The 19,057-nt window shown below is 64.8% G+C and carries 14 protein-coding genes; 12 read left to right on the forward strand and 2 right to left on the reverse strand.

From position 1 onward, the window contains the following. Positions 1-2 precede the first annotated feature (2 nt). Both tssB and tssA read right to left on the reverse strand, forming a co-directional pair. A complete protein-coding gene (gene tssB / locus BM416_RS11990; protein WP_065926732.1) occupies positions 3-509 on the reverse strand; it encodes a type VI secretion system contractile sheath small subunit in 507 nt (168 codons plus the stop codon). A 54-nt stretch (positions 510-563) separates the two neighbouring features. Then, the gene (gene tssA, locus BM416_RS11995; protein WP_092488194.1) at positions 564-1,583 is read right to left on the reverse strand and encodes a type VI secretion system protein TssA; all 1,020 of its coding nucleotides are present in this window, start codon (positions 1,581-1,583) and stop codon (positions 564-566) included. Between the two features lie 394 nt (positions 1,584-1,977). On the opposite strand from tssA, the gene tagH reads away from it, so the two are divergent. The 12 genes from tagH to tagQ all read left to right on the forward strand — a co-directional run bounded on the left by tagH (position 1,978) and on the right by tagQ (position 18,998). Continuing rightward, positions 1,978-3,312: a type VI secretion system-associated FHA domain protein TagH gene (gene tagH, locus BM416_RS12000; RefSeq protein WP_092488195.1), complete on the forward strand. Its 1,335-nt coding sequence runs from the start codon at positions 1,978-1,980 to the stop codon at positions 3,310-3,312. 56 nt (positions 3,313-3,368) lie between these two features. Beyond that, on the forward strand, positions 3,369-3,878 hold the full coding sequence (tssJ, locus tag BM416_RS12005; protein WP_092488196.1) for a type VI secretion system lipoprotein TssJ: 510 nt from the start codon (positions 3,369-3,371) through the stop codon (positions 3,876-3,878). Between the two features lie 19 nt (positions 3,879-3,897). Continuing rightward, positions 3,898-5,232, forward strand: coding sequence for a type VI secretion system baseplate subunit TssK (gene tssK / locus BM416_RS12010; RefSeq protein WP_092488197.1), 1,335 nt, complete (start codon positions 3,898-3,900; stop codon positions 5,230-5,232). 6 nt (positions 5,233-5,238) lie between these two features. After that, complete coding sequence (locus BM416_RS12015; protein WP_092488198.1) at positions 5,239-6,528, forward strand: DotU family type VI secretion system protein; 1,290 nt, start codon at positions 5,239-5,241, stop codon at positions 6,526-6,528. Next, on the forward strand, positions 6,525-10,025 hold the full coding sequence (gene tssM / locus BM416_RS12020) for a type VI secretion system membrane subunit TssM (RefSeq protein ID WP_092488199.1): 3,501 nt from the start codon (positions 6,525-6,527) through the stop codon (positions 10,023-10,025). Before BM416_RS12015 ends, tssM begins: the two co-directional genes overlap by 4 nt. After that, positions 10,022-10,675, forward strand: coding sequence for a type VI secretion system-associated protein TagF (gene tagF / locus BM416_RS12025; RefSeq protein ID WP_092488200.1), 654 nt, complete (start codon positions 10,022-10,024; stop codon positions 10,673-10,675). The genes tssM and tagF overlap by 4 nt, the downstream gene beginning before the upstream one ends. Further along, positions 10,676-11,395 (forward strand): PP2C family protein-serine/threonine phosphatase, encoded by a 720-nt coding sequence (locus BM416_RS12030; RefSeq protein WP_065937979.1) that lies wholly within the window; start codon positions 10,676-10,678, stop codon positions 11,393-11,395. Continuing rightward, entirely contained in the window at positions 11,392-14,397 is a 3,006-nt protein-coding gene (locus BM416_RS12035; protein ID WP_092488201.1) for a serine/threonine-protein kinase, read from the forward strand. Before BM416_RS12030 ends, BM416_RS12035 begins: the two co-directional genes overlap by 4 nt. Beyond that, positions 14,397-15,101 carry an ABC transporter ATP-binding protein gene (locus BM416_RS12040; protein WP_027608274.1) on the forward strand — a complete coding sequence of 235 codons (705 nt, stop codon included), beginning with the start codon at positions 14,397-14,399 and terminating at the stop codon, positions 15,099-15,101. The genes BM416_RS12035 and BM416_RS12040 overlap by 1 nt, the downstream gene beginning before the upstream one ends. Beyond that, the gene (locus BM416_RS12045) at positions 15,101-16,285 is read left to right on the forward strand and encodes an FtsX-like permease family protein (protein ID WP_092488202.1); all 1,185 of its coding nucleotides are present in this window, start codon (positions 15,101-15,103) and stop codon (positions 16,283-16,285) included. Before BM416_RS12040 ends, BM416_RS12045 begins: the two co-directional genes overlap by 1 nt. A 43-nt stretch (positions 16,286-16,328) precedes the next feature. Further along, complete coding sequence (locus BM416_RS12050; protein WP_242001056.1) at positions 16,329-17,987, forward strand: formylglycine-generating enzyme family protein; 1,659 nt, start codon at positions 16,329-16,331, stop codon at positions 17,985-17,987. Positions 17,988-18,071: 84 nt separating this feature from the next. Continuing rightward, positions 18,072-18,998 carry a type VI secretion system-associated lipoprotein TagQ gene (gene tagQ, locus BM416_RS12055; RefSeq protein ID WP_027608277.1) on the forward strand — a complete coding sequence of 309 codons (927 nt, stop codon included), beginning with the start codon at positions 18,072-18,074 and terminating at the stop codon, positions 18,996-18,998. Positions 18,999-19,057 lie beyond the last annotated feature (59 nt).

Here is a 19,057-nt window from a genome sequence, read left to right on the forward strand (position 1 = left end):
GATTACTGGTCCCCTGCAGGCTTAGGCGCACTGGCAAGTGCCTGGAGCAGTGCCGGGTCCTTGATCGCCTTCATGATGATTTCTTCAGCGCCAGTCTTGCCGTCCATGTAGGTCAGCAGGTTGGCCAGCTGGGTGCGGGCTTCGAGCAGTTGCTTGAGCGAGTCGACCTTGCGGGCCACGGCGGCCGGGCTGAAGTCGTCCATGCTTTCGAAGGTGATGTCCAGGCTCAGGTTGCCTTCGCCGGTCAGCTCGTTGGGTACGTGGAACGCCACGCGCGGCTGCATGGCCTTGAGGCGCGAGTCGAAGTTGTCGACGTCCACTTCAAGGAACTTGCGGTCGGCCACAGGCAGAAGAGGCTCGGCAGGCTTGCCGGCGAGGTCGGCCATCACACCCATCACGAAGGGCAGCTGGACCTTTTTCTCGGCGCCGTAGAGCTCGACGTCGTACTCGATCTGCACTCGAGGCGCGCGGTTGCGCGCGATGAATTTCTGAGAACTTTGCTTCGCCACGTTGCTGCTCCTGGTCGCTTGAGCGACGGTGTTGTTACTGCGCAGTCGAGCGGCTTACTCGCCGTCCGGGCCGCGCAGGTTTTCAAATTGGGACATCCCATCGGGAATCAGATTGCGCACGATGGCCGCGAAGTCGGCGTGCACAAGATGCTTGGCCCGGTTCAGCAACACCGGCAACGGGCTCGAAGGCTCGTGCCGGGTGTAATACGCAAGGATCTTGTCGAGGCTGCGCAGCACGTCATCACGGTTGCTGATGTCGCCGCTGGGGCGAGGTGCGGCGGGGGCAGCGGCGAAGTCCACCGAGGGGGCATTGTCGTCACTGACGGCCTCGGGCTCGCTGCTGGCAGCGCTGTTCGGAACAAACTGATTAAGCACCTGCAGCGCCTGCTTGAGCGGTTGCTTCAACAGGCTGAGGTCCACGCCTTGGGCGGAACCCACCTGGTCGCTGACCTGCTGCTCGATGGCTTCGCAGGCGGCGCGTGCGGCGCTCAAGGCGTCGCGGGTGGCTTGCAGGTGTTCGGGGTCGCTGTCGAGGAACGCGGCATTGAGTTGCTGGGCGCCGAGCTGTTCGTCGGGGAAACTCATCAGGCCGCTGGCGTTCAGCGCGGCGCGCAGGCTCACAGGGCCGAAGGTGCGCGAGCGCGTGAGGATGCTTTCGCGCAGCAGATGAATGGTCGCGTCGCTGGTCAGGCCGGAGAGGGCGTTGATGCGTACGGTGGGGTCGTTATCGTCGTCGGCATCCAGGCGCGGGTGCAGGTCGGCCCAGTATTCGCGCAGCAGCGCATTGATCAACGTAAGGACTTCAGCCAGCCCGGCCGCACCCTGGAGGGCGAGGGAGCTTTGCAACAGGAAATGGGTGATGCGCAGGTCTTTGCTGCGCTGCAGCAAGTCGAGGCTCTGCTGCTGGATGCTGCGCCATTCCGGCGGCTCGGCGGGCAGGATCGAATCGCCCATGCTGCGCTCGGGTTGGCCCTTGGCATCACGCTCCAGCTGGAGAAAATCCGCGTCATATTCCATGTCTTCGCCACAGGGCGAAGTCGCGGAAACGGCGGTGAGCAGCAACGGCACATCCACTGAAATTGATCTCCCTATCGGCCCGTTAGATGGCGGGCAATGCATGCATTAGTTGCGCAAGGAACTTTGCATGTTTTCTTGGTCATATAAGCAAGATGCCACTAATGTGCCATCACTGGTATTCAAGAAGTTGTGCATTTTTGGTGTAGTACTTATGCCTTGTCAAGGTAAGCTATTCGCCCTCTGTGACAGATGTGCGGTGCTTAACAACCTGTGCGACTGGTGGGTCGAACGACGCACCGGCATAGGATTTTTGTCATGGAGCCCAGTTAAGATCAGCGATCATGCTGGCATCAGCAGGTTTTGAACGGTCGATTGCACGACCTGATGGGGATCTCCCGGGCGTCGCTGTCCCTGGGGTCGACTGCGCGCGAAGTATCAGCAAGGAGGCAAGATGTCGCTGTGTTTGACTATCACTAGTTATCACAAGATTACCCCCGGGCAATGCTCGGAAAAGTCCATGAACCAGGGCTCGATGGCTATCGGCCGCAGCTCGGATAATGACTGGGTATTGCCTGACCCCGAGCGCCTGGTGTCTTCGCAGCACTGCGTTATTCAATACAAAGATGGCCGTTATTATTTAACCGATAACAGTACAAACGGTGTGGAGTTGGTTAACGCCGGCATCCGTTTGCGCCGGGGTAACAGCGAGCTGTTGCAGGATGGCGAGCTGATCCGCATCGGCGATTACGAGATCCAGGCACGGATCGACTTCAACGTGCAGGCCATCGACAGCCAGCCATTCGCCGGTGATTCGCCGAACAGTTTTGAGGCCCTGATGGGGGCCGTGGCGAACAAGCCCGCGCCGACGCCGGTGATTGCCCCGCAATTTCAGGGTGCTTCGTCGATGGACACGTTGCCGGACCTGTTCGACTTCCTCAGCCCTACCGCCGTGCCGCCGCCCACCGTGGCCGACCATGTTCCCAGCGAACAACACGACTTCCGCCCGCCGACCCCGGTGGCGGTACCCGTGGTCGAGACGCCTGTGGTCTCGGGCTCGGTGATTCCCGAAGACTGGGACCTGTTTGGCGACACGCCGGCGCCGTTGGCCAGTGCGCCGCCACCTCCGCCACCGCCACCCGCACCGATCATCCAGCCGCCACCCGTGGTCGAGCCAGCGCCCCCTGTAGCCGACACCCGGCAGCCCGACCTCTTGCAGGCCTTCCTGCGCGGTGCCGGCCTGGACCAGTTGCGCCTGGACAAGGCCCAAGCGGAGGCGCAGATGGAAAACATCGGCCGCAGCTACCGCCTGATGGTCGAAGGCCTGATCGACGTATTGCGTGCCCGCGCCAGCCTCAAGGGCGAGTTCCGCATGCAGCAGACCATGATCCAGCCTGCCGAAAACAATCCGTTGAAATTCGCACCGAATGCCGACGAAGCGTTACTGCTTTTGCTTCGCCACGGTAACCAGGCGTTTATGGCGCCGGACATTGCCGTGCGCGACAGTTTTGATGACCTGCGCGCCCACCAACTGGCGGTGATGGCCGGGGTGGAAGCAGCGATCAAGCACCTGCTCACGCGCTTTGAACCGGCGCAACTGGAAGAGCGCATGGGCAAGCCCGGCGGGCTGTCGAACCTGTTCGCCGGCTCGCGCCAGGCCCAGTACTGGCAGCAGTTCACCGAGCTCTACAGCAATATTTCCCGCGAGGCCCAGGAAGATTTCCAGGACCTGTTCGGCCGTGAATTCAGCCGGGCCTACGAAGAACACAGCGCGCGACAGCGTCGGTAAACCGCGCCGCAACCTACGGATTAACGGATAGCTAAGTACGTCATTGAGGACGCAGGATGATTCCCAGGTTTTTACTCGCAGTCGCCACCGCGCTGCTGCTGACCGCGTGCGCCAAGGACGCGGTCAAATCCGAAACGGCTGCTGAGGCTGAAGTGGACACCGCCGCCGTCGAGCTGCACTTCCACGCCATTGCCGGGCTTAACCCCGGCGCCAACGGCCAGGCCGCGCCGGTGCGGGTGCGCATTTTCGAACTGAAGAACGCCGCCACCTTCGCCCGCTCCGATTATTTCGCCCTGGCCGACCGTGCGCAATCGACCCTCGGCCTGGACCTGCTGGACCAGGACGAAGTCATGGTGCAACCCGGCCAGCAACTGAGCATCCAGCGCGACCTCGACCCCTCCACGCGCCAGATCGGCTTGCTGGTGGGTTATCGCGAGTTGGACCGCGCGCAATGGCGCACGGTGATCAACGTGCCGGCGCGCCAATACACTGAATACCAGATCAGCCTCGATGTGCGTGCCGTGCGCGCCGACGTTGTGGTCACCCCATCCAGCCCTGCCCAATAAGAAGCAATCGGAGCTCCCCATGTCCTGGAACAATCGCGTGGTCTGGTCGGAAGGCATGTTCATCGGAACGCAGCACTTCCAGCAGCATGACCGTTACCTGGAAAACCTGATCGACGCCCGCAGTCGCCCGTTGTCCGCCGGCGCCTGGGGGTTTTCCGAATTGCTGATCGACCAGGGCCTGCTGGCCCAGGGCAAGCTGGCCATCGTCTCGGCGCGCGGCCTGTTGCCCGACGGCACGCCGTTCAACATTCCCCAGGATGACCTGGCGCCCAGCCCGCTGAATATCGACGACAACCTGCGCGATGGCCTGGTCTACCTGGCCTTGCCACTCAAGCGCGCGGGGGCCCGCGACACCGTGGATGAGGGCGAAGCCCTGGAAGCCGCGCGCTACGTGAGCCAAGTGCGCGAAGTGCGCGATGACAACGCGCCGTTCGAAAACCGCGCGCCGGTGGCTGTGGGTTCCCGGGCCTTGCGCTTGCTGACCGCTCAGGACGGCATCAGTGACTACGCCGCCGTGGGCCTGGTGCGCATCAAGGAAAAACGCGCCGACCGTGCGCTGGTCCTCGACGACAGCTACATCCCGCCGGTGCTGGACGTGGCCGCGAGCAAGCCATTGAGCGCGTTTCGCAGCGAACTGCTGGGCCTGTTGCACCAGCGCGGCGAAGCCCTGGCGGGCCGCGTGGTTGCCTCGGGGGCGGGCGGTGCGTCGGAGATCGCCGATTTCATGCTGCTGCAACTGGTCAACCGCGCCCAGCCGCTGATCCAGCATTTCAGCCAGTTGAGCCCGCTGCACCCGGAGCGCTTTTTCAGCGAACTGGTCAGCCTGGCCGGTGAGTTCTCGACCTTTTCCACTTCAGGCCGTCGTCCCCAGGAATACCCGCAATACCAGCACGACGACCTGGCCCTGAGCTTCGCCCCAGTCATGGCGGCCCTGCGCGAAGCCCTGTCGATGCTGATCGACAGCAAGGCCACGCCGATCCCGATTGTCGAGAAAGCCTACGGCGTCCACGTGGCCATGCTGGCCGACAAGACCCTGCTCGACAGCGCCAGCTTCATCCTCGTGGTTCGTGCCGATGTGCCCGGCGAAACCCTGCGTGCGCGCTTCGGCCAGCAGAGCAAGGTCGGATCGGTGGAGCACATCCGCGACCTGGTCAACCTGCAACTGCCGGGCATCACCTTGCTGCCGTTGCCAGTGGCGCCGCGCCAACTGCCGTACCACGCAGGCTCGACCTACTACGAGCTGGACCGTGGCAGCGAGCATTGGCAGCAACTGGGCAATTCCGGTGGTTTTGCCTTCCATATCGCCGGGCAGTTCCCGGGCTTGAACCTGGCCTTCTGGGCGATCCGAGGATAATCCGCGATGCATCCCAATGATGACGACCGCACCCAGTTCATGCCGCGCCCGGGTGGCCGCGCGCCGGAACCCGCGCGTGCCGAGCCGACCCCCCTGTCGATGCCGGCCGCGCCGATCCTCACCGGCAAAAGCCAGGGCCTGAACCCGCTGGAAAGCGCCGCCGGCCCGCTGTTGGCGCTGTTGACGCGCCTGCGCAACACCATCGCGCACCCGGCGCCGGCCAGCCTGCGCGCGCAGTTGCTGGCGTACCTGCGCCAGTTCGAAGAACGCGCCGAAGCCGCTGGCGTGGCCCGCAACGAGGTGCTGCTGGCGCGCTACGCGCTGTGCACCGCCCTCGATGAAGCGGTGTTGAGCACGCCGTGGGGCAGCACCAGCGATTGGGGCAAGCAGAGCCTGTTGATCACGGTGCACAACGAAGCCTGGGGGGGCGAAAAAGTCTTCCAGTTGCTCGACCACTGCCTGCAAAGCCCACGGGAGCGCCTCTACCTGCTGGAGCTGTTGTACCTGTGCATGTGCCTGGGGTTCGAAGGCCGCTACCGCGTGATGAATGACGGTCGCAGCCAGTTGGAAGCCTTGCGTGAGCGCACGGCGGCGGCGATTCGCAGTGCTCGCGGTGACCACGAGCGCGAACTGTCGCCCCATTGGCGTGGCGTCACCGTCGCGCGTGATCGGCTGGCGCAGTTCATGCCGCCGTGGATCGCCGTGGCGATTGGCCTGGCGTTGTTGCTGGCCTTGTTGTTCACCTTGCGCCTGCTGCTCGCGGCGCAGGCCGAGCCGGTGTTCAAGAACATCCATGCCCTGGGCGAGATCCCGGTGCAGGCCATCGACCGTCCCGTGGCGCAACCCAAAGTGATCGAGCGTCCGCGTCTGGCCGGCTTCCTGGCGGAAGACATCAAGGCCGGTCGCGTCGCGGTGGAAGACAAGGTCGACCGCTCCGTGGTCACCATTCGTGGCGACGAGCTATTTGCGTCTGCCAGCTCCAGCATCGTCGATGACTACCAGCCGCTGATGCTGCGCATCGCCGACGCCATCCGCAAGGTCAAGGGCCAGGTGCGCGTCACCGGGCACAGCGACAACCGCCCGATTGCCACGCTGCGTTTCCCATCCAACTGGGCGCTGTCCGAAGCGCGGGCCAAGTCGGTATTGGAGATCCTCGCGGCCAAGACCGGCCAGGCTGATCGCTTCAGTGCCGAGGGCCGCAGCGACACCGAGCCGTTGGCGACCAACGCAACTGCCGAAGGCCGTGCCCGCAATCGTCGGGTTGAAATCACCGTATTGGCGGAGGGCGTCGAGTGAAGGCGTTTTTCAGTTTCATGATTCGCTGGGTGATCCCCGTGCTGGGCCTGATCGCCCTGAGCCTGATCATCTGGTTTGTGGGGCCGTTGCTCGACGTGCTGGTGCCGGAAGGCCGGCGTTGGGCGCTGATCATCCTGGTGTTTGCGGTGTGGATCGCCTACCGCGTGTTCCGCATCATCCAGGCGCGGCGCCGAGCGGCCGAAGTGATGCGCAGCCTGGCGGCCGAAACCCCGGCCGACCCCAACAGCGTGGCCACCGCCGAAGAGCTTACTACCTTGCGCCAGCGCATGGACGAGGCCCTGGCGCTGCTGAAAAAGGCCAAGCTCGGTGGCGACGAACGCCGCAACCTCTACGAGCTGCCGTGGTACGTGATTATCGGCCCGCCGGGTTCGGGCAAGACCACGGCGCTGGTCAACTCCGGGCTGCACTTTCCGCTGGCGGCCCAGTTGGGCGCCGGGGCGGTGCGCGGTGTCGGCGGTACGCGCAACTGCGACTGGTGGTTTACCGACCAGGCGGTATTGCTCGACACCGCCGGCCGCTACACCACCCAGGACAGCAACTCGACAGTGGACAAAGCTGCCTGGCTGGGCTTTCTCGACCTGCTGAAAAAGCAGCGCTCGCGCCGGCCCATCGATGGCGCCTTTATCGCCATCAGCCTGTCGGACCTGCTGCTGGGCACCGATGCCGAGCGCGCGGCCCATGCGGCGGCGATCCGCCTGCGTATCCAGGAGCTGTACACCCAACTGGGCGTGCGTTTCCCGATCTACCTGATGCTGACCAAGCTCGACCTGGTGCCGGGCTTCATGGAGTTCTTCGACAACCTGAGCAAGGAAGAACGCGCCCAGGTCTGGGGCATGACCTTTGCCCTGGACGACGGCAAGAACAGCGACAGCCCCCTGGCGCACCTGCAAAGCGAATTCGCCGGCCTCGAGCAGCGCCTCAACGAACGCCTGGTGGAGCGCCTGCAACAGGAGCGCGACCCGGCGCGGCGCGACCTGATCTACGGTTTTCCGCAGCAGTTCGGCGCATTGAAGGACTGCCTGCAAAGCTTCCTCGAAGGCGTGTTCAAGCCCAATGCCTTTGAAGAGCGCGTGTTGCTGCGCGGCGTGTACTTCACCAGCGGCACCCAGGAAGGCAGCCCGATCGATCGCCTGATCGGCGCCATGGCCCAGAGCATGAACCTGGACCGCCAGCACCTGGCGCGCCAGAGCGGCACCGGGCGCAGTTACTTCATCGAAAAACTCTTCACCGCCGTGGCCTTTGCCGAACGTGGACTGGTGGGCGTTAACCCGAAAGTCGAGCGTCGGCGCACGTGGATCGCACGCGGTGTACTCGCGGCCACCGTGGCCTTGGTGATCGTGGTCAGCAGCCTGTGGTGGGTGAGTTATCGCGCCAACCAGGCGTATATCGCCCAGGTCGACCAGAAGGTCGCGCCACTGGGCCAGACCGTCCAGAACCTCAGCCCGGCGCAGCGTGAAGTGCTCGCGGTGCTGCCGCTGCTCAATGCGGTGAAGAACCTCGCGGGGGATTCGCCGAGCTGGTCCGAAGGCCTGGGGCTATATCAGGGCGATATGCTCGAAGCCGAGTCCGCCAGCGTCTATCGCAAGCTGTTGATCGCCGTGTTCGCGCCGCGCCTGGTGACGCGCATCGAGGAGCAACTGCACGGCGGCGGCAACTCCGACTTCCTCTACGAAGGCCTCAAGGCCTACCTGATGCTCGCCGACAGCGAGCATTACGACCCGGACTTCATCAAGGCCTGGATCGCCCTCGACTGGGACCGCAACCTGCCGCGCGACCTGCCGGCCGATCAGCGCCAGGCGTTGAGCGGGCACTTGCAGGCACTGTTCGAGCGCCATCCGCCAAGTGCGCGCCTTGACCCGCGCTTGATCGACGATCTGCGTCGCCAGTTGCAACAACTGCCGGTGGCCCAGCGCGTCTACGACCGGGTCAAACGCCAGAAACTGCCCGAAGGCATCCCGGACTTCCGTATCAACGAAGCCGCTGGCCGCGATGCCGCGCTGGTGTTCAGCCGTAAAAGCGGCAAGCCGTTGGGTGAGCCGTTGAGTGGCTTTTTCACCGCCAAGGGTTATCGCCAGGCGTTTTTGCTGAGCAGCCTGAACCAGACCGGCACCCTGGCTGAAGAGCAATGGGTGCTGGGCCATGAGCAGGCCGATCAGCAGAACGTGGTCAGCCTGGCCGCCGATGTGCGTCGCCTGTATTTCCAGGACTATCAGCGCCAATGGGATGCGTTGCTCGCCGACATCGACTTTGTGCCGATCACCAGCGTGGCCCAGGCGGCCGATGTGCTGCGGGTGATTTCCGGGCCGAGTTCGCCGCTGAAAAAACTGCTGGTGGCCGTGGCCAAGGAAACCGATCTGCAAGCCGAAGAGCGCCAATTGGCCGCCAAAGGCGTGCCGGTGGAAGGTGGCGTCGACAAGCTCAAGGAGCGCCTCGGCAGCCTGCTCGGCCAGGAGCAACCGACGGCCAATGCACCGGCGGCGGCGGATGATCCGGTGACTGCGCACTTTGCCGAACTCAACAGCATCGTCAGCAAGAACGAAGGCGAACCGGCAGCCATCGACGGCCTGTTGTCGGACATGAACGCGCTGTATGTGCAGGTCAGCGCCATGGTCGGTGCCAGCGGCGATGCCTTGCTTGGCGAGGCGAAGAACCAGGCGGCGGCTGCGGCCACGCGGGTCAGCCTGAACGCCGAGCGCCAACCGCCGCTGGTGCAGGGCATGGTCAAGTCGGTGGTCAACTCCACCACCAACAGCATGATGGGCGGGGTGCGTAACCAGCTGAACGCGGCGTGGGTCAGCGAAGTGGTCAACGTGTATCGCCAGTCCCTGGCTGGTCGTTACCCGATGTCGCCGGGCAGTGCGCGGGATGCGACCCTGGATGACTTCGGCCAGTTCTTCGGTGTCGGCGGGGTGATGGACAACTATTTCCGCAAATACCTGCAGCCGTACGTGGACACCTCGGCACAGACCTGGCGCTGGCAGCCGGGCGCGGCACAGAAACTCGGGATTGCGCCGGGCGTGCTGCAAACCTTCCAGCGCGCGGCGACGATCCGCGATGCGTTTTTCCGCTCCGGTGGCACCCAACCGATCGTACGTTTCGAACTCAAGCCGGTGTCGATGGACCCGACCATCACCCAGTTCCTGCTCGACCTCGACGGCCAGCAATTGAGCTACGACCATGGCCCCAGCCGCCCGGTGGCGATGCAATGGCCGAACCCCGGCAGCATTGGCGTGGTGCGTATCTCGATCATGCCACCGTCGGCCAGTGGCCGCTCGGGCGTGACCCTCGACGGGCCGTGGGCCTGGTTCCGCCTGCTGGAACAGTCGGACCTCACCGCCGGCAACTCGCCGGACCGCTTCAACCTGCGCCTGCGCGTCGACGGTGCGAGCATCGCCTACGAGTTGCGCGCCAACAGCGCCTTCAACCCGTTCAAGAGCCGCGTGCTCAGTGGCTTCAGCCTGCCGGAGCGGCTATGACGACGCTGGGTTTCTACGGCAAGCTGGCCAGTCGCGGAGATTTCGTCAGCCGTGCCTTGCCCCAGAGCTTTATCGGCCCGTGGGACAGTTGGCTGGCGGCGGGGTTGCTCGCCAGCCAGAACAGCCTCGGCGCCGACTGGCTCAATGCGTACCTGGTCAGCCCTCTGTGGCGCTTTGTGCTGGCGCCCGGCGTGTGCGGGCCGGACGCGGCCGCGGGCGTGGTGATGCCGAGTATTGACCGGGTCGGGCGCTATTTCCCGCTGGCGGTGGTTATCTTGCTCGATCACGACATCAACCCGGCGTCCCTGGTGGGCGGGCCGGACAGCTGGTTCGAGCGGGCTGAAGAGCTGCTGCTCAGCACCCTGGATGCCGGCGCCACGTTTGAACGCTTCAACGCTGGCCTCGATGACCTGGGCTTACCGGCGACCGAGCCGCGTGCGGTGGACAGCCGTTTCGCCGGCCTGCAGCGCGTGGCGGCCAGCGTGCCGCACCAGCGCATGACCGCGCTCGCCGAACAGGCCTGCGACGGTGCGAGCCTGTGGTGGGGGCGTGGTTCGCAGACGATTTCCCCTGGTTTATTGCGGTGTCAGGGCTTGCCTGCCGCCTGCGATTTTGCGCAGTTTCTGCTCGGACAAGAAGGTGTGGTGTAGATGGGGTCGACGTACAAATCCGCGAGCAAAAGCCATGTGGGCATGGTTCGCCAGGTCAACGAAGACGCGTGCCTGGACCTGCCGGAAAACCGCCTGTGGGTGGTGGCCGACGGCATGGGCGGGCACGCGGCGGGGGATTATGTCAGCAGCCTGATCGTCGACAGCCTGCGCAGCGTGCCGATGGGCCGTTCCCTCGACGAGTACTCGGCCGCCCTGCGCAATGACCTGATCCGCATCAACGCCGCCGTGCGTGAAGAAACCGCCAACCGTGGCGTGACCATGATGGGCAGCACGGTGGTGGTGCTCGCCGCGCGCGGCTTGCGCGGTGTGTGCCTGTGGGCCGGCGACAGTCGCCTGTACCGCCTGCGCGACGGCGTGCTCGAAGGGATCTCCCGCGACCACAGCTACGTGCAGGACCTGCAGGACAGCGGCCTGCTCAGCGAAGCCGATGCCCGCGTGCACCCGCGCGCCAACATCGTCACCCGCGCCATTGGCGTGGAAGCCCAGCTGGAGCTGGCGGTGGTCGACCTGCTGATCGCCCCCGGCGACAGCTACCTGCTGTGCAGCGATGGCCTGAACAAGACCGTCGAAGACCATGAGATCCGCGAAGTGCTCAGCCACGACGCGCCGGATGAAATCGTGCGCAGCCTGGTGCACCTGGGGCTCAACCGCGGCGCGCCGGACAACATCACCGCCATCGTCGTGAAGGTATCGGCATGAACATTGTGATTCCGGGCTATGACATCGACGGCGAGATCGGCGAAGGCGCCATGGCCAGCGTGTACCTGGCGACCCAGCGCTCCCTGGAGCGCAAGGTGGCGCTGAAGGTGATGGCGGCGGCGCTGGCGGCCGACCCGAGCTTCTGCGAACGTTTCCTGCGCGAGGGCAAGACCCTGGCGCGGCTGTCCCACCCGCACACGGTGACCATCCATGACATCGGCAATGTCGGTGAGCTGTACTACATGGCCATGGAATACCTGCCCAACGGCACGCTCAAGGAGCGCATCGCCGCCGGCCTGACGCCGGAGCAGGGCATTACGCTGATCCGCCAGATCGCCTCGGCGCTGGGCTATGCCCATGCCCAGGGGCTGGTGCACCGCGACGTAAAGCCGGCAAACATCCTGTTCCGCGCCGATGGCACGGCGGTGCTGTCGGACTTCGGTATCGCCAAGTCCCTGGACGACCGCACCCAATTCACCCAGGCCGGGTTTGCCGTGGGCACGCCAAGCTACATGAGCCCGGAGCAGGCGCGGGGTCAGGAGATCGATGGCCGTGCCGACCTCTACGCGCTGGGCGTGGTGCTGTATGAAATCCTCGTCGGCAAGCTGCCGTACAACGGCAACGATGCGCTGTCCACCGCGCTGGCGCACCTGACCGAACCCTTGCCGGAATTGCCGGTGCACCACGGGCGTTATCAGGGTGTGTTGCGCAAGCTGTTGGCCAAGGACCCGGCAGAGCGTTTCCCGGATGCGGCGGCGTTGCTGCAGGCGCTGGATAACCTGCCGACGGACTCGCCGGAGGCCACGCTGGTGCGGCCGTTGCCGATCCCGCTGAGTTTTGATCTGGCGGGCATGACCCCGGTCACCATCGACATCCCGACCGACAGGCCCCAGGCGCAACCGGTACGCCAGCCGGTGGTAACGCCGACCCAGCACAAGGCCGTGTCCGAGCAGCGCCGTGGGCCGGTGCTGGCACTGGCCGCCGTGGCGGTGGCCGTCGCATTGGCCATTGGTGGCGGCAGTTACTGGTGGTTGAGCGGCAGTGATGAACCGGCCAAGCCGCCGGCTGCCGTCGTGCCTCAGGCCAAGCCACCGACGGCCGCCGACGCGCCCCCGGCAACGCCCACTGCGGCCGCCGAAGTGGACGGCGGCCAACGGCCGTTATTGATGGCCGGCAAGAAGACCCTGTTCCAGCGCGTCCTCAGCAAGCCCGGCGCCAAGCTGTCGGATGACGCCGGCAGCGCGCCTGGCAAGGCCCTGCCGGCGTTCTCCGTCCTGTATGTGTACCAGCGCAAAGACGTCGACGGCAGCCCGTGGGTGCGCGTCGGTGCCGCCACCGATGGCCGCAGCGACGGCTGGTTGCCGGCCGCCCAGGTCAGCGACTGGAAGCAAAGCCTCGTGCTTAAATTCACCGAGCGTTCTGGCCGGGCGCCGGTGATGTTCCTGCGCCAATCCGGCGAAGTGGAAAAGTTGCTCGCCGATCCAGCCGCCGCCAAAGGCGTGCTGGCCAAGGCGCAGAAGAACAGCGACGACAACGGCCAGGTCCTGGCCCTGGAGCCGGCCGCCAGCGCGGTGCCGCAGAACCAGTTCTACCTGTTGCCGATCTTCGACGCCAAGGAGAGCTTCGACGAAAACGGCCAGCCGGTGCAGTTGCTTAACGTCGCCTCCATCGACCCGGGCAGCAACGCTGCGGCCAAACCATCGACCCCGGTGATCAACGCCAATGCCGACGCCTTCCGCACTGCCGTGGTGCTGGTGGTGGACACCACGGTCTCCATGCAGCCCTACATCGACCAGATCCGCGACGTCGTGCACGAGCTGCAAACCCGTATCGCCGAGCGTGGCGAGCTGGACAGTGTCAGCTTCGGCATGGTCGGTTTCCGGAGCAGCATCAAGAAAACCCCAGGCCTGGAATACGTGGCCAAGACCCTGATCAGCCTCGACCAGGGCCGCGACCCGCAACGCTTCCTCGACATGGCGCGCCAGGTCAAGGCGTCCACCGTGTCCAGCCACTCCTTCAACGAGGACGCGTTTGCCGGGGTGATGCAGGCCGTGGACGGCATGGACTGGTCCGGCTATGGCGGTCGGATCATCCTGCTGGTCACCGATGCCGGGGCGTTGCGCAAGAACGACCCGTTTGCCGCCACCCAGATGAACGAAGCTGAAGTGCGCCAGGCCGCGCTGGGCAAGCAGATCAAGATCTACGCGCTGCACCTGCGCACCGACGCCGGCAAGAAAACCCACGCCGGCGCCGAGAGCCAATACCGCACCCTCACCGCCGACGCCAACCCGCAGATCGGCGACCTGTACACGCCGGTGCCGGGTGGCGATGTGCGCAAGCTGGGCGAGCGTGTCGACGAGATCGGCAGCGTGTTCGCCAACCTCGTGCATCAGGTGCGCAGCAATACCCCGCAACCGGTGCCGCTGCTGAGTGCCGCGCCGAGCCTGGCGGACAAATCCGCAGCGGTCGGCTATGCCATGCACATGGACTTCCTCGGGCGCCGCAACGCCAGCCAGGCGCCGCAGCTGGTCAGTGCCTGGACCGCCGACCGCGACCTGACCAACCCCGCGCTGCCGGCGTTCCAGGTGTGCGTGATGCTGACCAAATTGCAGCTCAACGACCTGCAACAGTCGCTGAAACTGATCGTCGATGCGGCGCGCAAGACCCAGACCTCGCCCAAGGATTTCTTCCAGGAAATCGCCAGCGCCTCCGCCTATATGAGCCGCGACCCGCAAGCCCTGCGCAAGGGCGGCAACCTGGCCGACGGTGGCATTCTCGGCGAATACCTGGAAGGCCTGCCGTACCGCAGCAAGTCGCTGAACATGACCCAGGACCTGTGGTTGTCGTTGAGCGTGGCCGAGCAGGAAGACTTTATCGACGAGCTGGATTCGAAAATCCGCCTCTACGAAACCTTCCACAATGACGTGGCCAACTGGGTCCGTTTCGGCGATGCCGAGCCGGGCGATGCGTTGTACCGCGTGCCGTTGTCGACGCTGCCGTAATGCTGAACCTGAGCGCGGTGCACAAGAGCCGGGGTGTCGGCAGCCAGCGTTACAGCCTGGTGATCCCGGCGCTGCACCTGCGTGCCGGGGAGCAGTTGGCGATTGTCGGGCCGAGCGGGTGCGGCAAGAGCACCTTGCTGGATCTGTTGGCGCTGGTACTGGCGCCGGATCAGGTGGGCCGGTTCGAATTCAACCGGCAGGACATTGGTGGACTGTGGCGCGCCGATCAGCAATCCACCCTGGCCGCGCTGCGCAGCCAGCATTTGGGCTATGTGCTGCAAACCGGCGGGCTGCTGGGCTTTCTGGATGTGCGCAGCAATATCGCACTGTCCCGGCAACTGCTGGGGTTGAAAGACGATGGCAGCGTGACGCGCCTGGCGGAACAGCTGGAGATCAGCGACCAGTTGGCCAAGAAGCCGGCCGCGTTGTCGGTGGGCCAGCGCCAACGTGTGAGCTGCGCCCGCGCCCTGGCCCATGCACCGCAACTGGTGCTGGCCGATGAGCCGACGGCGTCCCTTGACCCGCTGAACGCCGAGCGCGTGATGCAGGCCCTGCTGGCCCAGGCCCGCGAGCACCGCGCCGCCTGTGTGATCGCCACCCATGACGAACCCTTGGCCCGTGCCAGTGGCTTGCAGGTGCGGCGCATCAGTTGCCGTCGCGATACCGATGGCGGCGTCACCGCGACCCTTGGGGAGGCGTGCTGATGCGCATCCCTCTGGTGGCGTCCCTGGCCTGGCAGGATTACCGCAACGATGCCTGGCTGTCGGCCTGTTCGGTGTTGGCGCTGGTGGCGGTGATCGCGCCGTTGCTGGTGTTGTTCGGCCTGAAATTTGGACTGGTTAGCAGTTTGACCGAACGTTTGGAGACCGATCCGGCCACCCGTGAAATTATTCCGCTGGGCGGTGGTCGATTCAGCAGCGCATTTGTCGAACAGCTCGGCCAGCGCAGCGATGTGGCGTTCGCCTTACCGCGCACGCGGCAGATTGCGGCGACGGCGCAGGTGGGCACGCTGACCCTGGAAATGCTGCCGACCGCTGCGGGTGATCCGCTGCTGAACGGCCTGCCGATGCCCAGGGGCCTGGACCGGATCGTGCTGAGCCACACCGCTGCCGAGAAGCTTGCGGCGCGGCCTGGGGATTGGCTGGAGACCAGCTTTGCGCGGCAAGTGGCGGGGCGTGTAGAAGCCCAGCGCACGCGCTTGCAGGTACTGGCGGTGCTGCCGCTGGAAGCCTTCGCCCGGGATGGGTTGTTTGCCGATTTGAGATTGCTGGAAGCGGCGGAGGATTACCGCGATGGCCGTGCGGTACCGGCGTTGGGTTGGGCCGGTGACGAGGTGGGTGTGAGCGAGCAGCGGGTGTATCCGGCGTTTCGCTTGTATGCGCGCAGCCTGGCCGATGTGGAGCCGCTGCGGGTATTTTTCGCCGGGCAGAATCTGTTGGTATCGACCCAGGCACAGACGATCGCCCAGGTGCAGTCGCTGAGCCGCAACCTGTCGATCGTCTTCTGGATCATCGCCGGGCTGGCCTTGGCGGGCGCGTTTGCGGCGATCTTCGCCGGGGCGTTGGCCGCTGTGGCACGCAAGCGCCGGGAATTGTCGGTGTTGCGCCTGTTGGGGTTTTCCACCGGCGCGCTGTTATTGTTTGTGGTGCTGCAGGCGCTGTACAGCGCAGGGTTTGCCGCTTTACTCAGCGTTGGGCTGTATGGCCTGGCCGAGGCCGCGTTGAACAAGTTATTCGTGCAGGTGCCGGGCGAACACGCCAGCCACCTGCTGGCGCGTCACTATGGCCTGGCCCTGGTTGCAGTCCTTGGCGTCAGCGCCGTGGCGGCAGCCTGTGGCGGTTGGCGAGTGGCGCGTATCCAGGCTTCTGAAGGAATCAGAGATGTATAAGTTACTGGGCGCCGTTGTGGCGCTGAGCCTGGCCTCGCTGGCCATGGCCGATGAAGCGAGCGACAAGCTCGACAACCCCAAGCCGTTGCCCGACGACGTCAGCCTGCCGCTGCCGTGCGAAGGCACTATGGTGTTCCGCTACGCCTACGTGCTGGCCCAAGGGACCTTGGATGACCGCGAGATCAGTCTCGGCTACCCCTTCGCCGAAGGCGAGGCGGGTTACCAGCAGTCATTTATCTCCGGCTACCGCCGCGACTTTATCAACGGCCAGTTCACCCTCAAGGACTTGCCGAAAGACTGGAGCAAAGTCATCGCGCCGTTGATGCCGAAGACCGACGCCAAGACCCCGCTCAAGCCCATGCTGTACTTCATCGGCAAGTACGAAGTGACCGCCCGCCAGTACGCCCAGGTGATGGCCCAGGCGCAATCCCTGGCCAGTGGCGAACCGGCACCGGCGTGCGATGCGCCCACCGGCATGGCCGGGCGTTTGCCCAAGGTGAAGCTGTCGCGCTTTGAGGCCGAGCGCTTTTCGGCGGTGTACAGCGCCTGGCTGATGAAATACCACCGCGATTTGCTGCCGGTGAGCGGTCGTGGGTCGTCGGCGGAAGACGGCGGCCTGGGTTTCGTGCGCCTGCCCACTGAGGTGGAGTGGGAGTTCGCCGCACGCGGTGGCCAGGCGGTGAGCCGCCAGGACTTGGAAGGGCGCCTGTTTCCGCGCCGCACCGAAGGCAGTGAAAGCGATGGCCCGCTGGGTGATTACGCGGTGTTCAATCAGGTCGCCGGCGGTACTGGCCAGGCCGCACGCTTGATGCCTATCGGTACCAAGCTGCCCAACCCCATCGGCATGTTCGACGTGATCGGCAACGCCGCGGAAATGGTCCAGGAATCCTTCCAGCTGGTGCACGCCGGTCGTCGCCAGGGCACCTACGGCGGTTTTGTGGTCAAGGGCGGCAATTATCTCGAAGGCGAGGGTACGTTGTTTACCGGCATGCGCCGCGAATACCCGCTGTTCGCCGCCGACGGCACCGAGCAGAGCAACGAGACCACGGGTTTTCGCGTGGCAATCGGCGCGTTGTCGGCGCCGCGCTCGCGTTACAAGGAGTTGTTTGCGCAGTGGCAGAAAGAAGGCCGCCTGGCCTCGCTGACCGACGCCATCGACGACGCCCAGGACCCGACCAAGCGCCTGGACAGCATCATCGCCGCCAGCGTCGACCCCAAGCTGCAGGCCGAACTCGGGCTGGTCAATGAAGAGCTCAAGCGCAATGTCTCGCTGATCGCCCAGCAACGCGAAGAAGCGGCGGGCAACCTGATTCAGTCGGCCGCGCTGGTGGCCGAGACCATCAGCAACTACAACATCCGCCTGGCCAACCTGCAGAAGAGTCGCCAGCAGGCCCTGGACAACAAGGAAGAGGCCAGCGCGGCACTGTTTGCCACGGCCATCGAGAACGGACGCAGCGCCCTCGATGGCGCGGTGGCGATCTATATCGACAACCTGGCCACCGGCACGCGTTACACCGATGCGGTGATCCAGGCGCAGTTTCAACGGATCAAGGAAGAGTTGGATCGCAAGCCTGTGCTCGGCAAGAGCCTGGTGACGCGCGCAACACTGTTCGTTCGCCATGTCGGCAACTACCGTAAGCAACAGCGGGCCGACCCGGCGACGATCTTGAAGGAATTGCTCGCAGCGAGCGGTCAGCGCTGATCGCTGGCTGTATGGCGAGCTTGGAAGGGACTCAGGCGGCAGTGGCCGTGCTGGGCAAGTCAAACTTAGAAGAGAACACAACCTATGCTTTTTTCCCGTAAGGCGGTTTCCAAGCGTCACTTGCTGCTGATCGCGGCCGGTTTCAGCACTGTGCTGACCGGCTGCGCCACGTCGCCGGCCTCCAAGGTCGCGTCGAGCACCAAGGTCGAGTACTACCCCAACTGCTACGAGCCGGTGCAGCACTTGCGCGCCACCGATTCGAACATGACCAAGTCGGTGGTGACCGGTGCGGCCATCGGCGCGGCCGGCGGTGCCCTGCTCGGCGCCCTGACCGGCGACAAGGAAAAACGTGGCCGTAACGCCGCCATCGGTGCAGCGGGCGGGGCCCTGGCCGGCGGCGCAGCGGGTTACTACACCGAGCGTCAGAAGCAGATCGCCGATGACAACCAGCGCATTGCCTCGTATGCGGCTGACGTGAACAAAAGCGCCTCCGATATCGACCGCAGCACCGCGTACGCCAGGGCGTCCCAGCAGTGCTACCAGAGCGCATTCACCAAGTTGGTGGCTGATCGCAAAGCCAAGACCGTCAACGACACCGAAGGCCGCAAGCGCCTGGCGGAAATCGTCTCGGGCCTGAAGGAATCCAATGACCTGATCGTGGCGGTCAACGGCAAAGCCGCCGAAGACCTGAACAACTACACCCAGGCCTACGAGAAAGACCTGCAGCAGGTCGGCGTACAGCGTGCTGACGTGGTCACCGTGGCCAAGGCCGATGTAACGCCCGTTGTAACGCCGGGCAAGAAGAAAGGTACCGGTACCAAGCCACCGAAAAAGCCACCGCTTCCAACCGTACCAACAGAAGCGGTAAGCACCGAGAAAACCTTCCAGACCGCCCAGACCAAGCAGGATGAAAGCAAGAAGGTCGCCAGCGCCGGTAAAGCGCAGATCGAAGGCACTTGCCGCGATCCGAACCTGGTTGACTGGGCGCCGGTGCCTTGCCCTAACGTTTAAGTAACATGCTGCTATAAGCGTCAAACGCCAGCCGATCTTCCGCTAATGCGCAAGATCGG

It is taken from the genome of Pseudomonas sp. NFACC42-2 (assembly GCF_900116055.1).
Taxonomy (GTDB): Bacteria; Pseudomonadota; Gammaproteobacteria; order Pseudomonadales; family Pseudomonadaceae; genus Aquipseudomonas; species Aquipseudomonas marginalis.